The organism is Paraburkholderia edwinii, from assembly GCF_019428685.1.
GTDB lineage: Bacteria > Pseudomonadota > Gammaproteobacteria > Burkholderiales > Burkholderiaceae > Paraburkholderia > Paraburkholderia edwinii.
The window spans coordinates 449,224-468,408 of sequence record NZ_CP080096.1 but is presented as its reverse complement, the minus strand read 5'-3'; the positions used below and the strand labels follow the sequence as shown (position 1 = coordinate 468,408).

Genomic DNA, 19,185 nt, shown 5'->3' with positions numbered 1-19,185 from the left:
TGGCTCGCGTTGCGGAAAGTCTAGCGCACCGGTGCGCCCTCAGTGCCGGATCGGCTTTGTTATCAGCCAGGGTGGTCTGATCCGGGCTGCTTCGCGAAGTGTGCGAGTACCACCTGCGTTGGCCGGGCGGGTGCTGCAATGGAAACTCCCGCGAAGGGCGCCGTCGCAGTGTCGATCGGATTGCTTGATGACGCTGCGCCATAACAGCCATGCGTTTGCCAGCGAGTCAATTGACCGAGGAGTTAGCATGTTCGCTTCGAGCTTGAGCGGCGCCCCCATCCAGCCAACATCCGTCGTCACGATCGACGCCGGGACCGCACCGGCCGTGAATGCTTCGCCGGCTGCGTCGTCGCAAGCCGGCGCTGGCCGGCTGCAGAGTCGAACACGCGGCGTGGAAAGGCCGGCACGCATGCCGGATCAGCCAGCGCCTGCTACACGCGTACGCCGCGGCGGCACCTTGGGAAAATGCGTGCAGGCATCGCCGTTTCGCGAATGCCGTGGTGGAGAGGGATTAAGGGAAACCGCGATTTCGTATGTCCCATTCGACCAGATTCACTATCTGGGAGAGCGCGAATTCAATAGACAGGCGGCCTGCGAAGGATGGTCACGCGAGGCGATTCGCCGGGTCGACCAGCGTCTCGTGAACTCCGCGGTCAGTCTGCTCGACGTCGTGAGGGACATGCGCAAAGACACGACAAAACGCCGTAGCGGCGAGGCCGATGGCCAGTTCATGCGCGTCCGCGCATTTCAGTTGAACCCGGCTACGCTAGGACTACAACGGCTTCGCCTACGGGGCGTCGAGCAGTTCGACCATCGAGGGTCGCACCAAAGTTCCGTCGTATCGATGGCTTCCGTTTTGAGCAGCGGATTGCGCGAAAACGAGATCGCTTTTGTCCGCCTTCTTCTGCGCCCGACCACTTCATCTGCCGAGCGATACGGCCACGCCCTGCTTGTGCAACGACTTCCGCAGGAACACTACGTCGTCTTCGATCCAAATAATGGCGCATTTTTATATGAGAACGCGGCCATGTTGCGAGCGGCGCTTAACGCGTATGGGGCAAACGCGTTTTCCGAAGACGAACTGGGTCTGCGCGCCGAGCCGCACAGCATCGACTATTTTTCGCCGTGGTTGACGACACCGCCTGGAGGCGAAGTTTTGCAGCAATCGTCGCCGATGATTGCGCCGCCGCTGCGCAAGCTGCCCTATTCACCGTCGGTGACGTCGTCGCTTTACGAGGCGAGCGCCGACGAGTCGAACACCCTGTCGGGCGAAGCGCTGGCGGCCGCTGCCGGCGGGGCTCGTTCGATCGCCAATGCGTTTCAGGGCATTGGCTACTACGCGCTGCGTGAAGTGGCTCGCGGCCGGGCGCCGACGCTCACCGAGGCGACCGACTACATCTGGCAACGGCTCGCTGACCCTTCGCGCAGATCGGAGTCCATTCAGGAAATCAATCGGTTGCAGGCGGAAAACCGACAGGCGTTCCTCGTCGATTTGCCTAACCGGACGAGGCGCGGCGGCGGTCAAGCAATCAGTTCCGCGGAGCAGCTCGTTAGTGATCTGCGTTTGCACTTCGGCAGTTCCCGGGATGCGGAGGACCCGAGTATCGCGTACCGCAATGATCTCGCGGAGATTCGCCTCACATTCAGACGGCGGCGAACGAATCCGGATGGCGATGCAGGTGCAAGCAGTTCCGGCCCCCGGACCGGCGACGGCTATTCGGTTGTCGTGCAGCGTCGCGGCTTGTCCGCCGATTATTTACAGGATCGCTATGAGATGCACGATCCTGCCAGTGGCGTCTACAGGCTCGGCAATTTCGACGAACTGGCCGCAGCCTTGAGCAGCGCAATGGCGCGAGGCTATCCCGAAGAACAAGGTATCGATCATGTCGATACGGTGTACTACGGTCATTACGACGACCATGAGACCGCGCTGCATGGGCTGCGAGGCACGCCTGCGCCGCACGACTCACGTGCCACGAACATATCCCTTGGCGAGGTCGAGCGGCTCCTGGGTGTCACTGGAATTCCTTCGCAGACGCCACCGTTGGCGCACCCGACTCCTGAACCGGATTTCGGCTACGAGGCGCCTTCGGCCACCATTCCGGAATCCCCTCTACGGCATGTCGATCTGAAGCGATCGCTGGACCCGTCTCAGGAACGTAAGCCGTTTGCATTGTTCCGGCCTTCGACGTTGACGCCAAATGAAGTCGCCGGACGCGGCGGCTTCGATTGCGAGCAAACGATACTGCGCAACGTCAGCCTCGACTTGCACGATTTCGATCTTGCGTCGAGACCTGGCCTGATCGACAGCGCCGGCTATCTGGGAACATTTCGCGATGAGCGCACGGCCGCGGCGAGGCTCGCGAATATGGCGCCCGATGGTTTCATCTATTTCGTTGCGCCCTCACCCAATATGGTCGATGTCAATGCGACCCTGGACTCGCACGCACGCGAACCGGAGAACGCCGAGGTCGCGGCGATGGGACGGATCGACCATACGCAGATTCGCGGTTGGCGCGAGGTGAAGAATGGCGTCGCGGGCAAGTTCGTCCGTAATCCTGCTTATCGTTGGGACATATACAACCAGACCGAAACCGCAGGCAGGCAGCCGCAACTTGCGCGTTTCCCGATCGCAGACGACGTATGGGAAAAGACCGGATACCGGACGCTGGTGTCGAGGAGCAAGAAAGGGCGGGTGACGGAATTCAACGAGGATCCCAATCGGGTCCATGCCTTTTTCTACGATAGGGCGTGGGCAAAGGTGCGCAATGTGGAGATGCGGCAAATATCGGGCCTCGATTATCGCGGCCCATTTTCGATCGAAGCCTATGGCGGTGGCGACGCCAACCGCACGCACCTCTTTATCTCCGGGAGCGGGTGGCCTTATGTGGCGAGCGCGTACAAGCAGTCCGCGCTCGATCCCCAAAGCCGGCACATGTTCACGATGGGGGATGACGGGCGCTTGCATGTTGCCGACGACTACGACAAGGTTTTGCGCGTGAACGGTGCAGGCAATGTCTATCTGGGCGCAAGACCGTCGAACCGCTCCAGCACGAACGGCGTATTCGACCGTGTCGGATCGCATCTGATTCATCGTGAAGACGACAAGTACCTGACCACTGGCAAGTCGGTCTGGACGCCTTTCGTAAGCGCTACGCGCGAGGGGGCACGCTCGCGCTGGGCGCTCAGAAAACCGGATGGAGCAGCCGCCGTGCCGCCTACGCTCAACGAGCATACGTTCCAGGGGAAAACCGGCGGACAGTTCAGACTCTATCGCTTCGAAACCGATCCGGACACGGCATTGCCGGCCGGCACGACGCACTTTGTCACCAAGGTGCCGGTCAGTCCTTATGACGGCATTTTCTCGGGCATCCAGGCCCTTATGACGCCCGCCGATGTGCGCGATGTGTCTGCCTGGCTCTATGCGCGAAACGCCGCGTGGCTCTTCAGGGATGGCATCTATCTGAGCTCGCCTGCGCCGGGACGACTCGAGGGGGTCACATTGGACGGGGTGACCCGTTGGCGCGCCGCGTTCGACGCTGATTTTGGCACGGCGCGATTCAGCAGCGCGCAGGTCATATCGAATTACAGCATTGGAAACGAAGCCTGGCGGCGGATACGCCAGGCCGAAAGCCGGCACAAGTCAATTTTCAACGTCCTGCAATAGGAATCTGCCGCTCCCGGCGGCACGGGCGCGTTTCCCAGGCATGCCGTACGATACGTGCGCCCCCGATACGTTCGACGGAGTTGCACATGTTGACCGATGAAGAATTGACGCTGCTCGAAGCGATCCGCGAAAGCGGCAGCCTGTCGCGTGCCGCGGCGCGCCTCGGCAAGGCGCCGTCGACGGTATCGCATGCGGCGCGTCAGCTCGAAACGCGCTTTGACGCGCTGCTGTTCGATCGCCGCCGCTATCGCCTGCAGCTGACGCCGGCAGGCCAGTTGCTCGCCGAAGAAGCGGCTCGGCTCATGCAGGACGTCGCTCGCATGACACAGCGCGTGCGGCAGGTCGCGAGCGGCTGGGAAGACCGTCTATGGATAGTCAGCGACGAACTGCTGGAATTCGACACGCTGATGCCGTTGGTCCACGCGTTCGATGCACTGCAATCGGGCGTGAAGCTGCGTTTTACGCACGAAGTGCTGAGCGGCACATGGGAAGCGTTGCGCGACGGCCGTGCCGATCTGATTGTGGGCGCAACCAACGAACCGCCGGCCATTCCCGGCCTGCGCTGGTTCGAACTCGGTGTCGTCGAATGGGTGTTCGCGGTGTCGCCGCGCCATCCGCTTGCCGGGGCCAAGGGGCCGCTCAAGCGCGACCAGATCTCGAAGCAGCGCGGCGTCGTGGTGGCGGATTCGTCGCGCGCGAGCGGCCGTGCGTACGGCGTGGTCGGCGGTCAGGCGTCGCTTGCGGTGCCGACCATGCACGCAAAGATTCTCGCGCAGCGCGACGGCCTTGGAGTCGGCTGGCTACCGCGGCAGCGCGTTGCGTCGCTATTAAAACGAGGCGAGCTCGTCGAGAAAGAGACGGCTGACCCGCGTGAGCCGAACGTGCTATACGTCGCGTGGCGCGGCGACCACGAAGGCCGCGCACTGCAATGGTGGATCGACCAGCTTCGCCAGTCGCGTCTCGCGAAGCGTCTCGTGCAGGGCATCGATGCATTCGTTCGATGAACGGCTTTCGGTGCAGCTTGCAATGAACTGAAACACATTCACCCCGCCAATTCACATCAACGTACAGGAAAACCCGGAATAAAAAGGCTAGTCTGTGCGTTAAACAGTCAAGCGATCTGACCGCACGTTTGCGGGTCGCTTGTGCGTCTATTTCGAATAGCTTTCGTCGCCAACCCTATTTCCTACAAAACACCAATGACGACCCGAATCGAGTCCCGGCACGGACACACGGCGCTTCCGCGCGCCAATGAGCCAACGCAGTACACGCGCATCGCGATGGTGCTGCACTGGGTGATCGCACTGCTGATCATCTGCAACGTTGTGCTTGGCTTGAGCGCGGATTCGCTGCCTGACGATTGGGTGCGTCCGGTCATCGATACGCATAAGTCGATCGGCATCACGGTGCTCGGTCTCGCGCTGCTGCGCATTTTGTGGCGCGTATCGCATAAGCCACCGCCGCTGCCGAGCGAGTTTCCGGCGTGGGAGCGGATGGCCGCGCACGTTGCGCATTTCCTGCTGTATCTGCTGATGATCGGTTTGCCGCTTTCCGGCTGGGCGCACGATTCCGCATGGAAGGACGCGGCGACACATCCGATGCAGTATTTCCACCTTTTCGAATGGCCGCGGATCGGCTTCATCATGAATATCGATCCTGCCGTCAAGGAACGGCTCCAGCTCCACGACAAGCTCGGCACGGTGCATGCATGGTTCGGGTATGCGCTTTATGCGCTGCTCGCGATGCATATCGGCGGCGCGTTGAAGCATCAGTGGCTGGATCGGCATTCGGTCATCAAACGGATGGTGCCTTGATGTGTGCAGACGTCGTAATCGAACCGCAGGCGCCGAAGGTGCAGAACGGGCGCCTTGCCAGTACGCCTAAGCGATCGCTCGAAGACGCGCTTGCCGCGATTTCGCCGCGCATCACGCCGCGGCAGGCCACGTGGGCGGGCCGGCTGATTCACGGTAGCGTGACCGCGCTGTGGGTGCTGCTGTTCGCGCGTGCATTCTTTCTGCATGGCGTGGTGGCATGGGCAACCGGCCTTGCATATGTGATCTACGACACGCTGCTGCTGTTCTTCGTCACGCTGAAGTCGTGGCCGCTCGCGCGACGCATGGCGCAGGCGGGCGCGATGGCTGGCGCACCGGCGGCCGGCGCACGCCGCTTGCCCGAGATGGGCATCATCGTCGCGTCGCATAACGAGGCCGCGGTGCTGCCCGTGACGCTCACGGCATTGCTCGAACAGATCGACGGGCCCGCGCAAATCGTGATCGCCGACGACGGTTCTTCCGACGGCACCGAAACCTTGCTGACCACGCGCTACGGCCTCACGACGCCCGCGCTCGGCGAACTGAGCGCGCCGAGTGTGCGCTATCCGAACCTGTACTGGCTGCGTCTGCCGCACGGCGGCAAGGCGCGCGCGCTGAACGCCGCGATCGACCGCATGACGACCGAAACGGTGATGACCGTCGATGCCGACACGCTGCTCGCACCCGATGCGACGCGCGCGATGCGCGCGGCATTTGCGGCAAGCGGGACGCTCGTGGCCGCGACCGGCATTATCGTGCCAATCTGCAGCAAGTCGGTCGGCGGGCGTCTGTTCCAGTGGTTCCAGACGTACGAGTACATGCGCAACTTCATCTCGCGCTTTGCGTGGATGCGCGCGGACAGCCTGCTGCTCGTGTCGGGCGCATTCGCGTCGTTCCGGCGCGAGGCGCTGGTGGCGGTGGGCGGCTTCGACGGACAGTGCCTCGTCGAAGACTACGAGCTGATTCATCGGCTGCGCCGCTATTCGGTGGACCGCGGACTCGACTGGGATGTTCGCGTGGTCGGCGACGCGCATGCGCAAACCGACGCGCCCGACACGCTTGGGAGCTTCCTGCGGCAGCGGCGCCGCTGGTTCGCGGGCTTCCTCGAAACGCAATACTGGAATCGCGACATGACGGGCAACCGCCGCTACGGCACGCTCGGTATGCTGATGCTGCCGGTCAAGGCATTCGACACGATGCAGCCGGTCTACGGGCTGACCGCGTTCGCGCTGCTGCTCGCATTCCTGTTCGGCGGCCACGGCGTCATCGTTGTGTCGATTTTTAGCGTGATTTTCCTGAAGACCGCGCTCGATCTCGCGTTCTACATCTGGAGCATTCACCTGTATCGACGCTGGACCGGGCTGCGTGCCGGATCGAGCCTGTGGTCGGCCATGGCCGCGGCGATCGCGGAGCCGTTCACGTTCCAGTTGCTGCGGCACACGGGCGCGGTGCTCGGCTGGTTCCATTTTCTGCGTGGAAGCAAGTCGTGGGGCAAGCAGCATCGCTCGGGGCTGCTCGCTTCGAACGGTAACAACCGACAGCCATGACTGCTGCACATGGGCCGCACGCGTAGAGGCCGTTCGCCTCTGCCTGCGCCTCTGCTTTCTTCTTCGATACTGCTTTAATAAGGGCCGCGGTGCGCGATGCGCCGCGGCTTTTGTTTTTCCATCCCTGGCGCTTCGCCGCATACGCAGATACCCTGCCCGATCACGGTTCCACCGGCTTCCGCAGGCGTGCATTTTCTCGAATTGTCAAAAAGCACGCGGACTTCTAGTAGACTGAGCAGCTAACTCAGTAATTCAATAGAAAGCTTGTTGACTTCGGCTATTAAATAGTCGGAGGCTCAGGTCGCTAGAGGAGGGCGGCACACATGCACGCAGTCAGTCCTGTGGAAAGCAGCACAGTCGAAACGCCCGCGGGAGCACCGGTGCGCGATTTGCGCCGCGTTCACATTCACCCTGACAACTGGTATCCGCTCGCGTGGTCGCACGAAGTGAAGCGCGGCAAGGCGCATGGCGTGCGCTTTGCCGGCGAGCCGATCGTGCTCGTGCGCACCGAGTCGGGCAAGGTGTTCGCCCTCGAAGACCGCTGCGCGCACCGTCAGGTGCCGTTGCACGGCGGCGTAGTCGACGGCGAAGCGATCCGCTGCTGCTACCACGGCTGGACCTACGACTGCACGGGGCGCTGCATCGACGTGCCGTATCTGGGCCGCGAACGGCTGCCCAATGGCGTGCGCTCGTATCCGTGCCGCGAAGTGGAAGGACTCATCTTCGTGTTCCCCGGCAAAGCCGAACTCGCCGAAACGACGCCGCTGCCGCCGCTCGGTTCGGTCGCGAACAGGAAGTACAAGACGCGCCGCTTCGGCCGCGAAGTGGCATGTCATTACTCGTTCATGCACGAGAACCTGATGGATATGAACCATCAGTTCCTGCACCGCCGGCAGATGGGCCAGATGCGCGCGCGTTCGCTCGGCCGCCGCCGCGGCGACGACTGGGTCGAGGTCGACTACACGTTCTCGCGCGAAGCGGGCCAGCAGCCGATCGGCGAAGCGCTCGTGTTCGGCCAGAGCCGGCAGGGCACGAAAAAGAAGCATAAGGATGTGATGACGATCCGCACGCAGTACCCTTACCAGACGCTGCAGATTCGCACGTCCGAGGGCACGCTCGTGATGGACCTGTGGATCATCTACGTACCGCTCGACGCCGAACAACGCACGAATCGCACGTTCGGGTTGCTCTCCGTGAAGCGGCCGAAGCTCGGGTTCCTGCTCGATGCCGCGTGGCCGCTGCTCGTGTGGTTCACCGAGCGCATCTTCAAGGAAGACCGCTGGATCGTCGAGCGCGAGCAGGAAGCGCACGACGCGCAGGGCGCGGACTGGAACCACGAGGTGTTCCCGGTCATCAACGAACTGCGCGATCTGCTGCGCCAATGCGGCGCGCCGCCGGTGCGCCGCATCGTGCCAATCGAACCGGTCGAAACAGAAGCGGCGGCGCAGCCTTGCGCGAGTTGAGCGGCGCGCGTTTCTCGCGCTGACCGAACGATACGCCGTGATGCGCGGCGATGCTCGGCGTATCGCGACGCGCGGCCGCGTGCAACTTCGTCTGACGCGGTCGCCGCGACGCGCGTGACTGCTCCACTGTGTCGCGTTGCGTTATGCTGCCTTCAGGGCATTCGCGTTCGATGCGCGGGTGTCCGCGCTGTCGTTCGAGGAGGCCGCGCCATGCCCGACGCAACTGAAGAGAACGCATCCGTTCCTGACCTGGAAATCATTTCGACGCGTACCTTCGACGCCTCGCGCGAGCGCGTCTTCAACGCATGGACAGACCCGGTGCGCCTCGCCCGCTGGTGGGGGCCGAAGGGCTTTCGTAACACCTTCCACGAATTCGACCTGCAGCCCGGCGGAAACTGGCGTTTCGTGATGCACGGGCCAGACGGCGTCGACTATAAAAACCACAGCGTATTTGTCGAGATCGCCGCACCCGCGCGGATTGTGTTCGACCACGTGTCCGGGCCGCATTTCAAGGTGATTGTGTCGTTCGATGAAGCTGGCGGCAAGACCAAACTGACCTACCAGATGGTGTTCGAGACGGCAGCCGTGCGCGATCAGGTAAAGACCTTCGCGCTGAAGGCGAACAGGGAAAGCTTCGACCGGCTCGCGGCGGAATTGAAGCGGTTGGCGGCGCGTTGATCGCACGCATTTGCGTTGCGACGAATTCCTAAAAGAACAAAAGCTCCTGCGTTCGTTGAAACACAGGAGCGTACAAGCTGCACCCGGAACTCAGGCAACAAGCGGCTTAGCCGCTTGCGATGTCCGATCAGAAGCGATGACGCATGCCCATCGAGATAGCGGCCTGATTCTGCGAGGACGACGGACGCTGCGCGCTGCCGTAATAGATGGCCGCGGCGCCGATTTCATCTCCGGTTGCGCGTTGATAGACCACTTGCGTGTACACGTCGGTCCGCTTGGACAGCGAGTAGTCGACCATGGCGCCGATCTGATGGAGATGGCCCACGTTCGTCTTCACACCCGCCACGTTGTAGTCGCCGTCCGTATACGTGTAAGCGAGGCCGCCGCTCAATGCTGGCGTGAAGTTGTACTTCGCATTGATTTCGTAGTTGTTCATGTGTCCAGACGAGCCAGCGGAGACCGCGATGTTGTCCTGACGCGATTGCGTCCACACCACGCCGACCTGCGCCGGGCCGAACGCGTAGCTCGCGCCCACGCCGAATTCGCGCTGACGGAATCCGCCGATAGCGTTGTATGTTGCGACTTGGCCCGGGTCGGTCGACGCGCCGTTTGTCGTAGCGCCCGGATTGTTCTGCTGTGCGTAGCCGGCGGCAACGCGGAGCCCGCCGTACTGATATGCCGCGCCGAAGCTGTATTCCCGGTTGTTCGCGAAGCTTGCGTTGTTCGAGAAGCCATATGTGCCGCCGAATTTGAAGCCGCCGTAGTCCTGGCTCGCGTACTTGATCGCGTTATTGACCGGGTAGCCGCCGTTTGTATTCAGATTGTCGTTATTGAACGGGTGCGCGAACAGGGTGCCGCCCCAGCTGCCCGTTGCGGAGAGCGGTGCGACGTAGTCCTGCATGGAGTCCCACTGGCGGCCGAACGTGACGGTACCGAAGTCGCTCGACAGACCGAAATACGCCTGACGGTTGAACAGCGAGCCGTCGTTAGCGAGCTTGCCATTGCCGACGTCAAAACCGCTCTCGAGCGTGAAGACAGCTTTCAGCCCGCCGCCCAGGTCTTCGACACCGCGCAGGCCCCAGCGGCTCTGGTCAATACCGTTACCCACCGAGGCGCGCCCACTGCCGTCGACATTGTTGACGTACGTGAAGCTTGCGTCGATCACGCCGTACAAGGTGACACTGCTTTGAGCGTGCGCGAGCGGAACGAATGATGCGGCAGCGGCCGCGACGATCATGGTTTTTTTCATCTGAGCTTCCTTCCTTCGGTGTTCTGTGGATCACGCATCGGCGCGCCGGAGCCCGGCGCGCGACACATGTAGCCGGCCTATGACAAGGCCGGTCCATTCCCTGTCTGGGGAACGGCCGCAGTATAGGTAGGCTCCCTAATCGTTTTTTCCAAAAGAATTGGCAATTGAGTTTTGCTAAACAAGAAATAAATCAGTAAATGGCTGATAGGATTTTGTTTATAATGAATTTGTTCATCTCAAATAAATGGGGCTTTATTTTTGAGATTTATTGCAGCGTTGTTTGATGGCAACGAGTGATGAGCGGTGTGCTGAAATTAATTGAATTTATCTCTAAAAAACAGAAAGTTAGAGAAAGTGCAAATTTATACTAATGCTTTATAAGTCTGAGCGACTGACTCAGATATTAATAAGAAACGTCCTAGGCCATTCGGCCAATTGAAATGTCAAAAACATTCGTAGATCATATGTGTCGTTGAATCGGTGTTTGGCATTTATTTGCATATTTTGCTGGCTTTTACAATTTGGCGATCAGGCGTGCCGCGCCATCGCAACGACGCGTTTGCCGCACGCGGCATCTGCTTGCTAGACTGCCTTCGCAAGCCGAAAGTGGGCCGCCGCATGCGCGACGGCAACGTTGCAGCAATGTTTTCATCGGAGGTTCCATGGCTTATATGCTGCTCATCGTCGAACCCGTCGATCAGCGCGACGAACGTGGCGAAGTCGCCGGCCGCGAGGTCTTTGCTGAAATGGTGCGTTACCGCGACACGCTGAACGAGCGCGGCGTGCTGATCTCAGCCGAATCGCTTGCCACTGCGAAGAAAGGCAAGCGGCTGCAGGTGCATGACGGCAAGGCGCGCGTCGTCGACGGTCCTTTCGCCGAAGCGAAGGAAATGATCGGCGGCTTCTTTCTGGTGGACTGCGAAACGCAGGACGAAGCGCTCTCGCTTGCCGCCGAGTGTCCGGCCGCACGGTGGTGCACGATCGAAGTCCGTAAGCTCGCGCCTTGCTACGAATAGACCACACGTCGCTGATCCACGGGTTTCCCCTGGTGCGTGCGCCGTTTCGCGCATGTCGATCTTGTCGCTGCTGATTCGTCGTGCTGGCAAGGAGTCGCTGAACAAGCGGGTTCACGCGGCTTGCGGCTCCGCCTGTCGGCACAAACCGGGCTCGACAAACCGGCGTGGACAAACAAGGAGAAACGGCGATGCGATTCATGATCATGGTGAAGGCGAACGCGGACAGCGAAGCCGGCAAGATGCCGGAAGAAGCGTTGATCGCGGCAATGGCGACCTATCACGAGGAACTGGCGAAGGCGGGCGTGCTGCTCGACGCGAGCGGCCTGCAGCCCACCTCAAAGGGTTGGCGTATCCGCTATGAAGGCGGCCGGCGCACGGTTATCGACGGGCCGTTCGCCGAGACCAAGGAACTGCTGGCCGGCTACACGCTGATCCAGGTGCGCTCCCGCGAGGAAGCGATGGAGTGGGCGCGGCGTTTTCCGGCGCCGTTCGGCGACGATGCGGAGGGTGAAATCGAGGTGCGTCAGCTCTTCGGGCTCGACGATTTCGAACCGAGTCCGTCGATGGACCGTTTCCGCAAGCTCGAAGGCACGAATCACTGAAGCCGCCGGGAAGCCACCGAAGCTACCGAAGGTACTTGAAGCACTCAAGTCACTCCAGCTACACAGACCACTCAAGCGAGGCACACGATGCACAAGCAGATATACCTGAACATCGCAGTCGACGATCTCGAACGCTCGAAGTCGTTCTTCGCAAAGCTCGGCTTTACGTTCGAGCCGAAGTTCACCGACCAGAACGCCGCTTGCATGATCGTCGGTGAAAACATCTTCACCATGCTGCTGACAAAACCGTTCTTCAGCAACTTCACGAGCAAGCCGCTCGTCGATGCATCGAAAAGCACGGAGGCGCTGATCTGCCTGTCGTGCGACAGCCGCGACGAAGTCGACGGTCTCGTGGCCAAGGCGATCGCGGCGGGCGGTTCGGCGCCGCGCAAGCCGCAGGACTACGGCTTTATGTACAGCCACGGGTTCGAAGACCCGGACGGCCATATCTGGGAACTCGCCTTTATGGACCCGAATGTGCCGATGCCGGACCAGACCGCGGTGTCGGCTGCGCCGGACGCTCGTTGAGGCCGGCCGTGTCGACGGCCGAGACGCATCGTGCGATCGACGCGGTGTGGCGGATCGAATCCGCGAAGGTTATCGCGCACGTCGCGCGAATCGTGCGCGACGTCGGCGTGGCCGAAGAACTGGCGCAGGATGCGCTCGTCGCTGCGCTCGAGCACTGGCCTGAATCCGGCGTGCCCGACAACCCGGGAGCGTGGCTGATGGCGACCGCAAAGAACCGCGCGCTCGACCGCTGGCGCCAGGAGGCGCTGCACGCGAGGAAGCGCGAAGAACTCGGCCACGATCTCGACGCGCTCGAGGCGCACCTCGTGCCCGACTTCGTCGATGCGCTCGACGCCGCGCGCGAAGACGACATCGGCGACGACCTGCTGCGGCTCATGTTCACCGCGTGCCATCCGGTGCTGTCCACCGACGCGCGTGTCGCGTTGACGCTGCGCCTGTTGGGCGGCCTGACAACCGACGAGATCGCGCGTGCGTTTCTCGTGCCGGAGCCGACCATCGCGCAGCGCATCGTACGCGCGAAGCGCACGCTGTCGGCCGCGAAGGTGCCGTTCGAAGTGCCGCAGGCCGACGCGCGCGCCGTGCGGCTCGCGTCGGTGCTCGAAGTGATCTATCTGATTTTCAACGAAGGCTATTCGGCCACGGCCGGCGACGACTGGATGCGTCCGACATTGTGCGAAGAAGCGCTGCGGCTCGGTCGCGTGCTGGTCGGACTCGTGCCCGATGAAAGCGAGGCACATGGTCTTGCCGCGTTGATGGAGATTCAGGCGTCGCGCCTTCGCGCACGCCTCGACGCACAAGGCAAGCCCGTGCTGCTGCTCGATCAGGACCGCGGCCGTTGGGACCCGTTACTGATTCGCCGCGGCCTCGCTGCGCTCGAGCGAGCCGAGTCGCTCGGCGGCGGCAGCGGCGTCTATACGTTGCAAGCGGCGCTCGCCGCGTGCCACGCACGCGCGCGTACCGCGGAGGAAACCGACTGGGAGCGAATCGTCGCGCTTTACGACGCGCTCGCGCAAGTCGCGCCGTCACCGGTCGTCGAGTTGAATCGTGCGGTGGCGGTCGGCATGGCGTTCGGTCCGGCCGCGGGACTCGAGATTGTCGATGCGCTTAGTGCGGATCCGGCGCTTGCGCATTACCACTGGCTTCCCAGCGTGCGCGGCGATCTGCTTGCCAAGCTCGGGCGGCGCGAAGAAGCACGCGGCGAATTCGAACGCGCGGCAGCGATGACGCGCAACGCGCGCGAGCGCGAGCTCCTCCTCGAGCGCGCGCAACAGATGACCGGCAATCCGCACGATAAGCACTGAGACTCGACCCCGCGCAATCCCATCAATCCGCACGCACTGAATCGACGCGCTCGATCGGCGGCGCGCTGGCATCCGCGTTCGCTTCCAGAATCTGCTTCCGCGTTCACGCGCATGAGCTTGCGCCTGCGCAGGCGCGCGTCTTTAAACGCAAATCTGTAACCTGCAAAATTGAAGTTGACAAGTTACACAGCGAGACTATTATGTCCGCAATGCGTAACCGTGATTTGTCAAATTTACAGGTTTCAAAAGTCGAGCGGTCCACGTACGTAACTTGAAGAAACCCGTGTCAAACCCTGGAGCTCACCATGTCGACAGCAGCGTTGCAGCAAGCCGGATTGCCCGCTATTCCCCGTGTTATGACGAAGCGCATTGAAGCCGACGGCATCGATGTGTTCTACCGCGAAGCGGGCCCTGCCGATGCGCCGGTGCTATTGCTGCTGCACGGTTTTCCGGCGTCGTCGCTGATGTTCCGCGAACTGATGCCGCGTCTTGCATCGCGCTACCGTGTGATCGCGCCGGACCTGCCCGGCTTCGGTTTTACGACGGTGCCGGCCGAACGCAATTACCGCCACAGCTTCGACAATCTCGCGAAAACGGTTGAAGCATTCGTCGCCGCGCTGAAGCTCACGCGCTACGCGCTTTACGTGTTCGACTACGGCGCACCGGTTGGCTTGCGGCTGGCGCTCGCGCATCCGGAGCGCGTGAGCGCGCTGATCTCGCAGAACGGCAATGCGTATGAGGAAGGGCTCGGCGATGCGTGGGGCCCGATTCGCACGTACTGGGCGGATCCGAGCGAAGCGAACCGTGCGGTCGTGCGCGACGCGGTGCTGACGCTCGAAGGCACGCGCTGGCAATACGTGCATGGTGTGAAGGACCCGGATGCGGTCGCGCCCGAGACATACACGCTCGACGCCTTGCTGTTCGAGCGCGGCAATAACAAGGAAATCCAGCTCGACCTGTTCCTCGACTACGCGTCGAACCTGAAGCTGTACCCCGCGTTTCAGCAGTTCTTCCGCGATTTCCGGCCGCCGACGCTCGCGATCTGGGGCAAGCACGATCCGTTCTTTATCCCGCCGGGCGCGGACGCCTATCGGCGCGACAATCCGGATGCGACCGTCGAGATGCTCGACACGGGCCATTTCGCGCTTGAAACGCATGTCGACGAAATCGCGATCGCGATCGACAAATTGCTCAGAACGGTTTCCGCGTGAGCGACGCAGGCCGGGCGGTAACCCGCAGCGGCCTGTTTATTTTCCAGTACGCGTGTTCTCCTCGCGCCCCTTCTCGCGCTCGTCCTGGTAGTCCCGCTCACCGGCGGGACTACGGCGCCGCCGTTTCTGCGCGTCGTCCTTACTCTCGTTATCGGGCCGATCCTCGACAAACGGCGAATCGGTATCGGTGCCGCCCGAGCGCAGCGCGCCGCGCGCCTCCTCGGCAAGCTGCTCGTAACGCTTGCGAAACCGCGTCAAATCCTTTTCATCGAGTTCTTCGAGATCGAGCAGCGCGTTATGCGCGCCTGACAGCGCGCGTATCAGTTCGTCGAGCTTGATCTGCATCGCCGCAGTGTCGCGGTTCTGTGTGTTCTGGATCAAAAACACCATCAGAAACGTGACGATCGTCGTCGAGGTATTGATAACGAGTTGCCATGTGTCACTAAAGTGAAACAACGGCCCGCTTGCCGCCCACACGACCACAAGCACTGCCGCGATCACGAACGTGACCGGCCTGCCCGCCATCGTCGAGAGCCCGGTCGAAAATTGGGAGAACCAGTTTTTGGTCACGAAATACCTCTCATCGGCAACATGAATCGGCGGGACCCATCGGCAGGGCCTTCGGCCCCCTGCGTTCTGACGCCCGACTAGCAAGCCTCTGTCGATGCCTTTGCACATTGCGTGCCGGACTTGCCATTGCAGTGCAGCACCGCGGCGCATGCAATCTGCATCGAATGAGAATGATGGTGGACGCCGCCGCATAGAAAATTTCCGCTTGCTTATGTCGATCTTACGGTGGCCTACTCGTCGTCGTGATGAAGCCACGGTATCCCGGTGACGCTTCGCCACCCTATTCATTCGTCGATAGACAGGAGCCACGACTATGTCCAAGCCAGCCACGAGAACCATCCCCGAAGGCATGCATTCGCTGACCCCGCATATCGTCTGCGCCGGCGCCGCCGACGCGATCGAGTTCTACAAGAAGGCATTCAACGCGGTCGAGCAGGTCCGTTTGCCGGGGCCCGGCGGCAAGGTGATGCACGCATCGCTGAAAATCGGCGACTCGGCACTGATGATCGCCGACGAGATGCCCGAGTGCGGCGGCGGCCTCGGACCGAAGGCGTTGAAGGGCTCGCCCGTCACGATCCACCTCTACGTCGACAACGTCGACGCAACCATCGCGCAAGCGGAGAAAGCCGGCGCGAAGGTCACGATGCCCGCCGCGGACATGTTCTGGGGCGACCGCTACGGCCAGCTCGAAGATCCGTTCGGTCACCGCTGGTCGGTCGCGACACACAAGGTCGATCTGTCGCCCGAGGAAATACAGGCGGGGATGCAGGAAATGATGAAGCAGTCGCAGCAGTGAGCGGCGCACGACGGCGCTAACGGCACTGAACAGCGGGCACTAACCAGCGCGAAGTGCAGACCGGCGGCGCGTGCGATGTGAGCGCCGCCGAGCGCCGCCGCCTCGTGAAACCGCCGTCCAAACAATAGGATCAAGCATCCAACAGGAGCCTCGATGGACAAGATAGCCACATGTCTCTGGTTCGACGGCCAGGCCGAAGAAGCGGCGAAGTTCTACGTGTCGGTGTTCAAAAACAGCCGCATCGTCGAGACGTCGTACTACAACGACGCAGTGCCGAGCGAGGCGGGCAAGGTGCTGACGGTGACGTTCGAACTCGAAGGCCGTGAGTTCGTGGGCCTCAATGGTGGCCCGCAGTACACGTTCTCGCCGGCTATCTCGATGTTCGTCAAATGCGAAACGCAGGCGGAAGTCGACACGCTGTGGGACAAGCTCGTCGAAGGCGGCGCACCGGTGCAGTGCGGCTGGCTGACCGACCGCTACGGCATGTCCTGGCAAATCGTGCCGACCGTCATGCTCAAATTTTTGCAGGACAAGGACCGCGAGAAATCGAAGCGCGCCATGCAGGCGATGATGGGCATGGTCAAGCTTGATATTGCTGCGCTGGAGAAAGCCTACGACGGGCGCTAGCACGCGCCTTGCCCTTATCCGGCCGCTCGTGAGTTGACGCGCTTAGCGCAATCAAAGCGGCCATCACCGCTCAATCGCGGCACCACGGCGTCGCTGCAAGCGCAACGCGTATAAACCATCGTTTATATGCAGCGCAAAAAAATCCCAGGCATAATCAGCGAACCGATTTAAAGGTGTCGTGCAGTACGCGAAGACGCCTTGTTTGCGTGCGGGCGCCCGGCGTGGTCATGCCGGCGCGTGCCGCGCTTTCGTCTATATAGATCGGCGGCCTGCGACCGTCCGATAAACGTCCCGCAATGAGCAACATTGGATCGCCCAACTCCCCGGCTGATGGGCGAGTGGGCCGTGTGCCCGCTTTTCATGGGCCGGCGCGCGATACTAGTCACCGGTTTTTCACCAGCACGGAGGTATAGATGAATACGGTCACGACCAAAGACGGCGCTCAGATTTTCTACAAGGATTGGGGCAGTGGGCAACCGATTGTCTTCTCGCATGGCTGGCCGCTCGATGCCGATGCGTGGGATCCGCAATTGCTGTTTTTCGTGCAACAGGGCTTTCGCGTCGTTGCACACGACCGCCGTGGTCATGGCCGCTCGTCGCAAACGGCGAACGGCAACGATATGGATACCTACGCGGACGATCTGGCCGCCGTCATCGAACATCTTGACCTGAAGGACGCGGTGCTGGTCGGTCACTCCACGGGCGGCGGCGAAGTCGCGCACTACATCGGCCGTCACGGCACGAAGCGTGTTGCGAAAGCGGTGCTGATCGGCGCGGTGCCGCCGCTGATGCTGAAGACGGAGAAAAACCCGGGCGGCTTGCCGAAGGACGTGTTCGACGGCATCCGTAAAGGTGTCGCGGACAACCGTTCGCAGTTCTATAAGGACCTGGCGCTGCCGTTCTTCGGCTACAACCGTCCGGGGGCGAAGGTCTCGCAGGGCACGATCGACGAGTTCTGGCGGCAGGGCATGAGCGGCGGCATCGTCGGCCACTACGCGTGCATCAAGGAGTTTTCGGAAGTCGACTACACGGCCGATCTGCAGAAGATCGACGTGCCGACGCTGATCCTGCACGGCGACGACGATCAGATCGTGCCGATCGACGCAGCCGGCCGCATGTCGGCGAAGATCGTGAAGAACGCGACGCTAAAGGTGTATCCGGGCGCGCCGCACGGCATGTGCTCGACCGAGGCCGACAAGGTCAACGCCGATCTGCTCGCGTTTATCAAGGGCTGATCCCGCATACGAGCCGGGCAGCATCGCGGCGTATGTGGAGCGAGGCGCGAGCAGCGCCTCGCTTGCAAGGCCACGGTGGTGATGTACGCGTCAGCGTGAAGTGGTGCCGCCCGCCATGCCGCGTTGCATATCGATAAATTCAGCAAGCTTGCGTTGCTGCACGCCGCCGGCATCGAAGTTCGCCGGCTCGAGCCATGTATCGAACCCCGCACGAATCGCGGGCCATTCGCTGTCGATAATCGAAAACCACGCGGTGTCGCGATTGCGCCCATGAATGACGATGGCCTGGCGGAAAATCCCCTCGAACGTGAAACCGAAACGCAACGCCGCGGCACGCGACGGCACATTGAGCGAATCGCACTTCCATTCGAAGCGGCGATAGCCGAGCGTGTCGAACGCGTAGCGCATCGACAGATAAATCGCCTCAGTGGCGGCCCGGGTTTTCTGCAGCAACCGCGAGAACGTGACGAAGCCGACTTCGATCACACCGTTACCCGCATCGATGCGCATCAGCGCGAGCGTGCCGACGGCCTTGCCCGTCGCGCTATCGATCACGGTGTAGTGGAATGGGTCCGCCGTCGCGGCAATGCGCGTGAGGTGCGCGCGAAACGCATCCAGCGCATCGAACGGTCCCGCGCTCAGATAGGTCCAGTCGCGCGCATCGGGCGCTTGCCCGTACGCGTCGTACAGTTCGTCCGCATGCCGCTCTGCGTCGAGGCGCTCGAGCCGGCAATAGCGGCCCGTCAGTGTCGCGCCGTCGGGCTTCGGCACGCCTTGCCAGTTTGCTACCGCCAAGCCGATCGGCTGACCGAATTCATTGGTTCTCTGCTGCACATTCTTCTCCTCGACAGCGCCGGCCGCGAAGCCGGCGCCTGCATGATGTG

The 19,185-nt window shown here is 61.9% G+C and carries 17 protein-coding genes; 14 read left to right on the top strand and 3 right to left on the bottom strand.

The window, feature by feature from the left end; all coding sequences use genetic code 11:
- The first annotated feature begins 187 nt into the window (after positions 1-187).
- The 6 genes from KZJ38_RS23875 to KZJ38_RS23850 all read left to right on the top strand — a co-directional run bounded on the left by KZJ38_RS23875 (position 188) and on the right by KZJ38_RS23850 (position 9,166).
- Positions 188-3,667 carry an enterotoxin A family protein gene (locus KZJ38_RS23875; RefSeq protein ID WP_246642140.1) on the top strand — a complete coding sequence of 1,160 codons (3,480 nt, stop codon included), beginning with the start codon at positions 188-190 and terminating at the stop codon, positions 3,665-3,667.
- An 86-nt stretch (positions 3,668-3,753) separates the two neighbouring features.
- The gene (locus KZJ38_RS23870) at positions 3,754-4,671 is read left to right on the top strand and encodes a LysR family transcriptional regulator (protein WP_219802156.1); all 918 of its coding nucleotides are present in this window, start codon (positions 3,754-3,756) and stop codon (positions 4,669-4,671) included.
- A gap of 195 nt (positions 4,672-4,866) precedes the next feature.
- Positions 4,867-5,481: a cytochrome b gene (locus KZJ38_RS23865; RefSeq protein ID WP_219802155.1), complete on the top strand. Its 615-nt coding sequence runs from the start codon at positions 4,867-4,869 to the stop codon at positions 5,479-5,481.
- The gene (locus KZJ38_RS23860) at positions 5,481-7,025 is read left to right on the top strand and encodes a glycosyltransferase family 2 protein (RefSeq protein WP_219802154.1); all 1,545 of its coding nucleotides are present in this window, start codon (positions 5,481-5,483) and stop codon (positions 7,023-7,025) included. The genes KZJ38_RS23865 and KZJ38_RS23860 overlap by 1 nt, the downstream gene beginning before the upstream one ends.
- 323 nt (positions 7,026-7,348) lie before the next feature.
- A complete protein-coding gene (locus KZJ38_RS23855; RefSeq protein ID WP_219802153.1) occupies positions 7,349-8,488 on the top strand; it encodes an aromatic ring-hydroxylating oxygenase subunit alpha in 1,140 nt (379 codons plus the stop codon).
- Positions 8,489-8,698: 210 nt separating this feature from the next.
- Positions 8,699-9,166, top strand: coding sequence for an SRPBCC family protein (locus KZJ38_RS23850; protein WP_219802152.1), 468 nt, complete (start codon positions 8,699-8,701; stop codon positions 9,164-9,166).
- Between the two features lie 127 nt (positions 9,167-9,293).
- Here the strand turns inward: KZJ38_RS23850 and KZJ38_RS23845 are convergent, their stop codons facing one another.
- Positions 9,294-10,415 carry a porin gene (locus KZJ38_RS23845; protein ID WP_219802151.1) on the bottom strand — a complete coding sequence of 374 codons (1,122 nt, stop codon included), beginning with the start codon at positions 10,413-10,415 and terminating at the stop codon, positions 9,294-9,296.
- Between the two features lie 662 nt (positions 10,416-11,077).
- Between KZJ38_RS23845 and KZJ38_RS23840 the strand changes: the two genes are divergently transcribed.
- From KZJ38_RS23840 to KZJ38_RS23820, 5 genes are all read left to right on the top strand, one after another.
- The gene (locus tag KZJ38_RS23840; RefSeq protein WP_219802150.1) at positions 11,078-11,431 is read left to right on the top strand and encodes a YciI family protein; all 354 of its coding nucleotides are present in this window, start codon (positions 11,078-11,080) and stop codon (positions 11,429-11,431) included.
- Positions 11,432-11,619: 188 nt separating this feature from the next.
- Complete coding sequence (locus tag KZJ38_RS23835) at positions 11,620-12,033, top strand: YciI family protein (protein WP_219802149.1); 414 nt, start codon at positions 11,620-11,622, stop codon at positions 12,031-12,033.
- 87 nt (positions 12,034-12,120) lie between these two features.
- Positions 12,121-12,561, top strand: a complete 441-nt coding sequence (locus KZJ38_RS23830; protein WP_219802148.1) for a VOC family protein — start codon at positions 12,121-12,123, stop codon at positions 12,559-12,561.
- A gap of 8 nt (positions 12,562-12,569) precedes the next feature.
- A complete protein-coding gene (locus KZJ38_RS23825) occupies positions 12,570-13,862 on the top strand; it encodes an RNA polymerase sigma factor (protein WP_219802147.1) in 1,293 nt (430 codons plus the stop codon).
- 305 nt (positions 13,863-14,167) lie between these two features.
- Positions 14,168-15,073 (top strand): alpha/beta fold hydrolase, encoded by a 906-nt coding sequence (locus KZJ38_RS23820; RefSeq protein ID WP_425518408.1) that lies wholly within the window; start codon positions 14,168-14,170, stop codon positions 15,071-15,073.
- A 36-nt stretch (positions 15,074-15,109) separates the two neighbouring features.
- On the opposite strand, the gene KZJ38_RS23815 is transcribed toward KZJ38_RS23820, so the two are convergent.
- A complete protein-coding gene (locus tag KZJ38_RS23815; RefSeq protein ID WP_343223910.1) occupies positions 15,110-15,598 on the bottom strand; it encodes a low affinity iron permease family protein in 489 nt (162 codons plus the stop codon).
- Positions 15,599-15,956: 358 nt separating this feature from the next.
- On the opposite strand from KZJ38_RS23815, the gene KZJ38_RS23810 reads away from it, so the two are divergent.
- From KZJ38_RS23810 to KZJ38_RS23800, 3 genes are all read left to right on the top strand, one after another.
- Entirely contained in the window at positions 15,957-16,439 is a 483-nt protein-coding gene (locus KZJ38_RS23810) for a VOC family protein (RefSeq protein ID WP_219802146.1), read from the top strand.
- Between the two features lie 153 nt (positions 16,440-16,592).
- Entirely contained in the window at positions 16,593-17,066 is a 474-nt protein-coding gene (locus KZJ38_RS23805; protein ID WP_219802145.1) for a VOC family protein, read from the top strand.
- 413 nt (positions 17,067-17,479) lie between these two features.
- A complete protein-coding gene (locus KZJ38_RS23800; RefSeq protein ID WP_219802144.1) occupies positions 17,480-18,301 on the top strand; it encodes an alpha/beta fold hydrolase in 822 nt (273 codons plus the stop codon).
- Positions 18,302-18,391: 90 nt separating this feature from the next.
- Here KZJ38_RS23800 and KZJ38_RS23795 read toward each other — a convergent pair whose 3' ends face one another.
- Positions 18,392-19,135 carry a GNAT family N-acetyltransferase gene (locus tag KZJ38_RS23795; RefSeq protein ID WP_219802143.1) on the bottom strand — a complete coding sequence of 248 codons (744 nt, stop codon included), beginning with the start codon at positions 19,133-19,135 and terminating at the stop codon, positions 18,392-18,394.
- Positions 19,136-19,185: the final 50 nt, after the last annotated feature.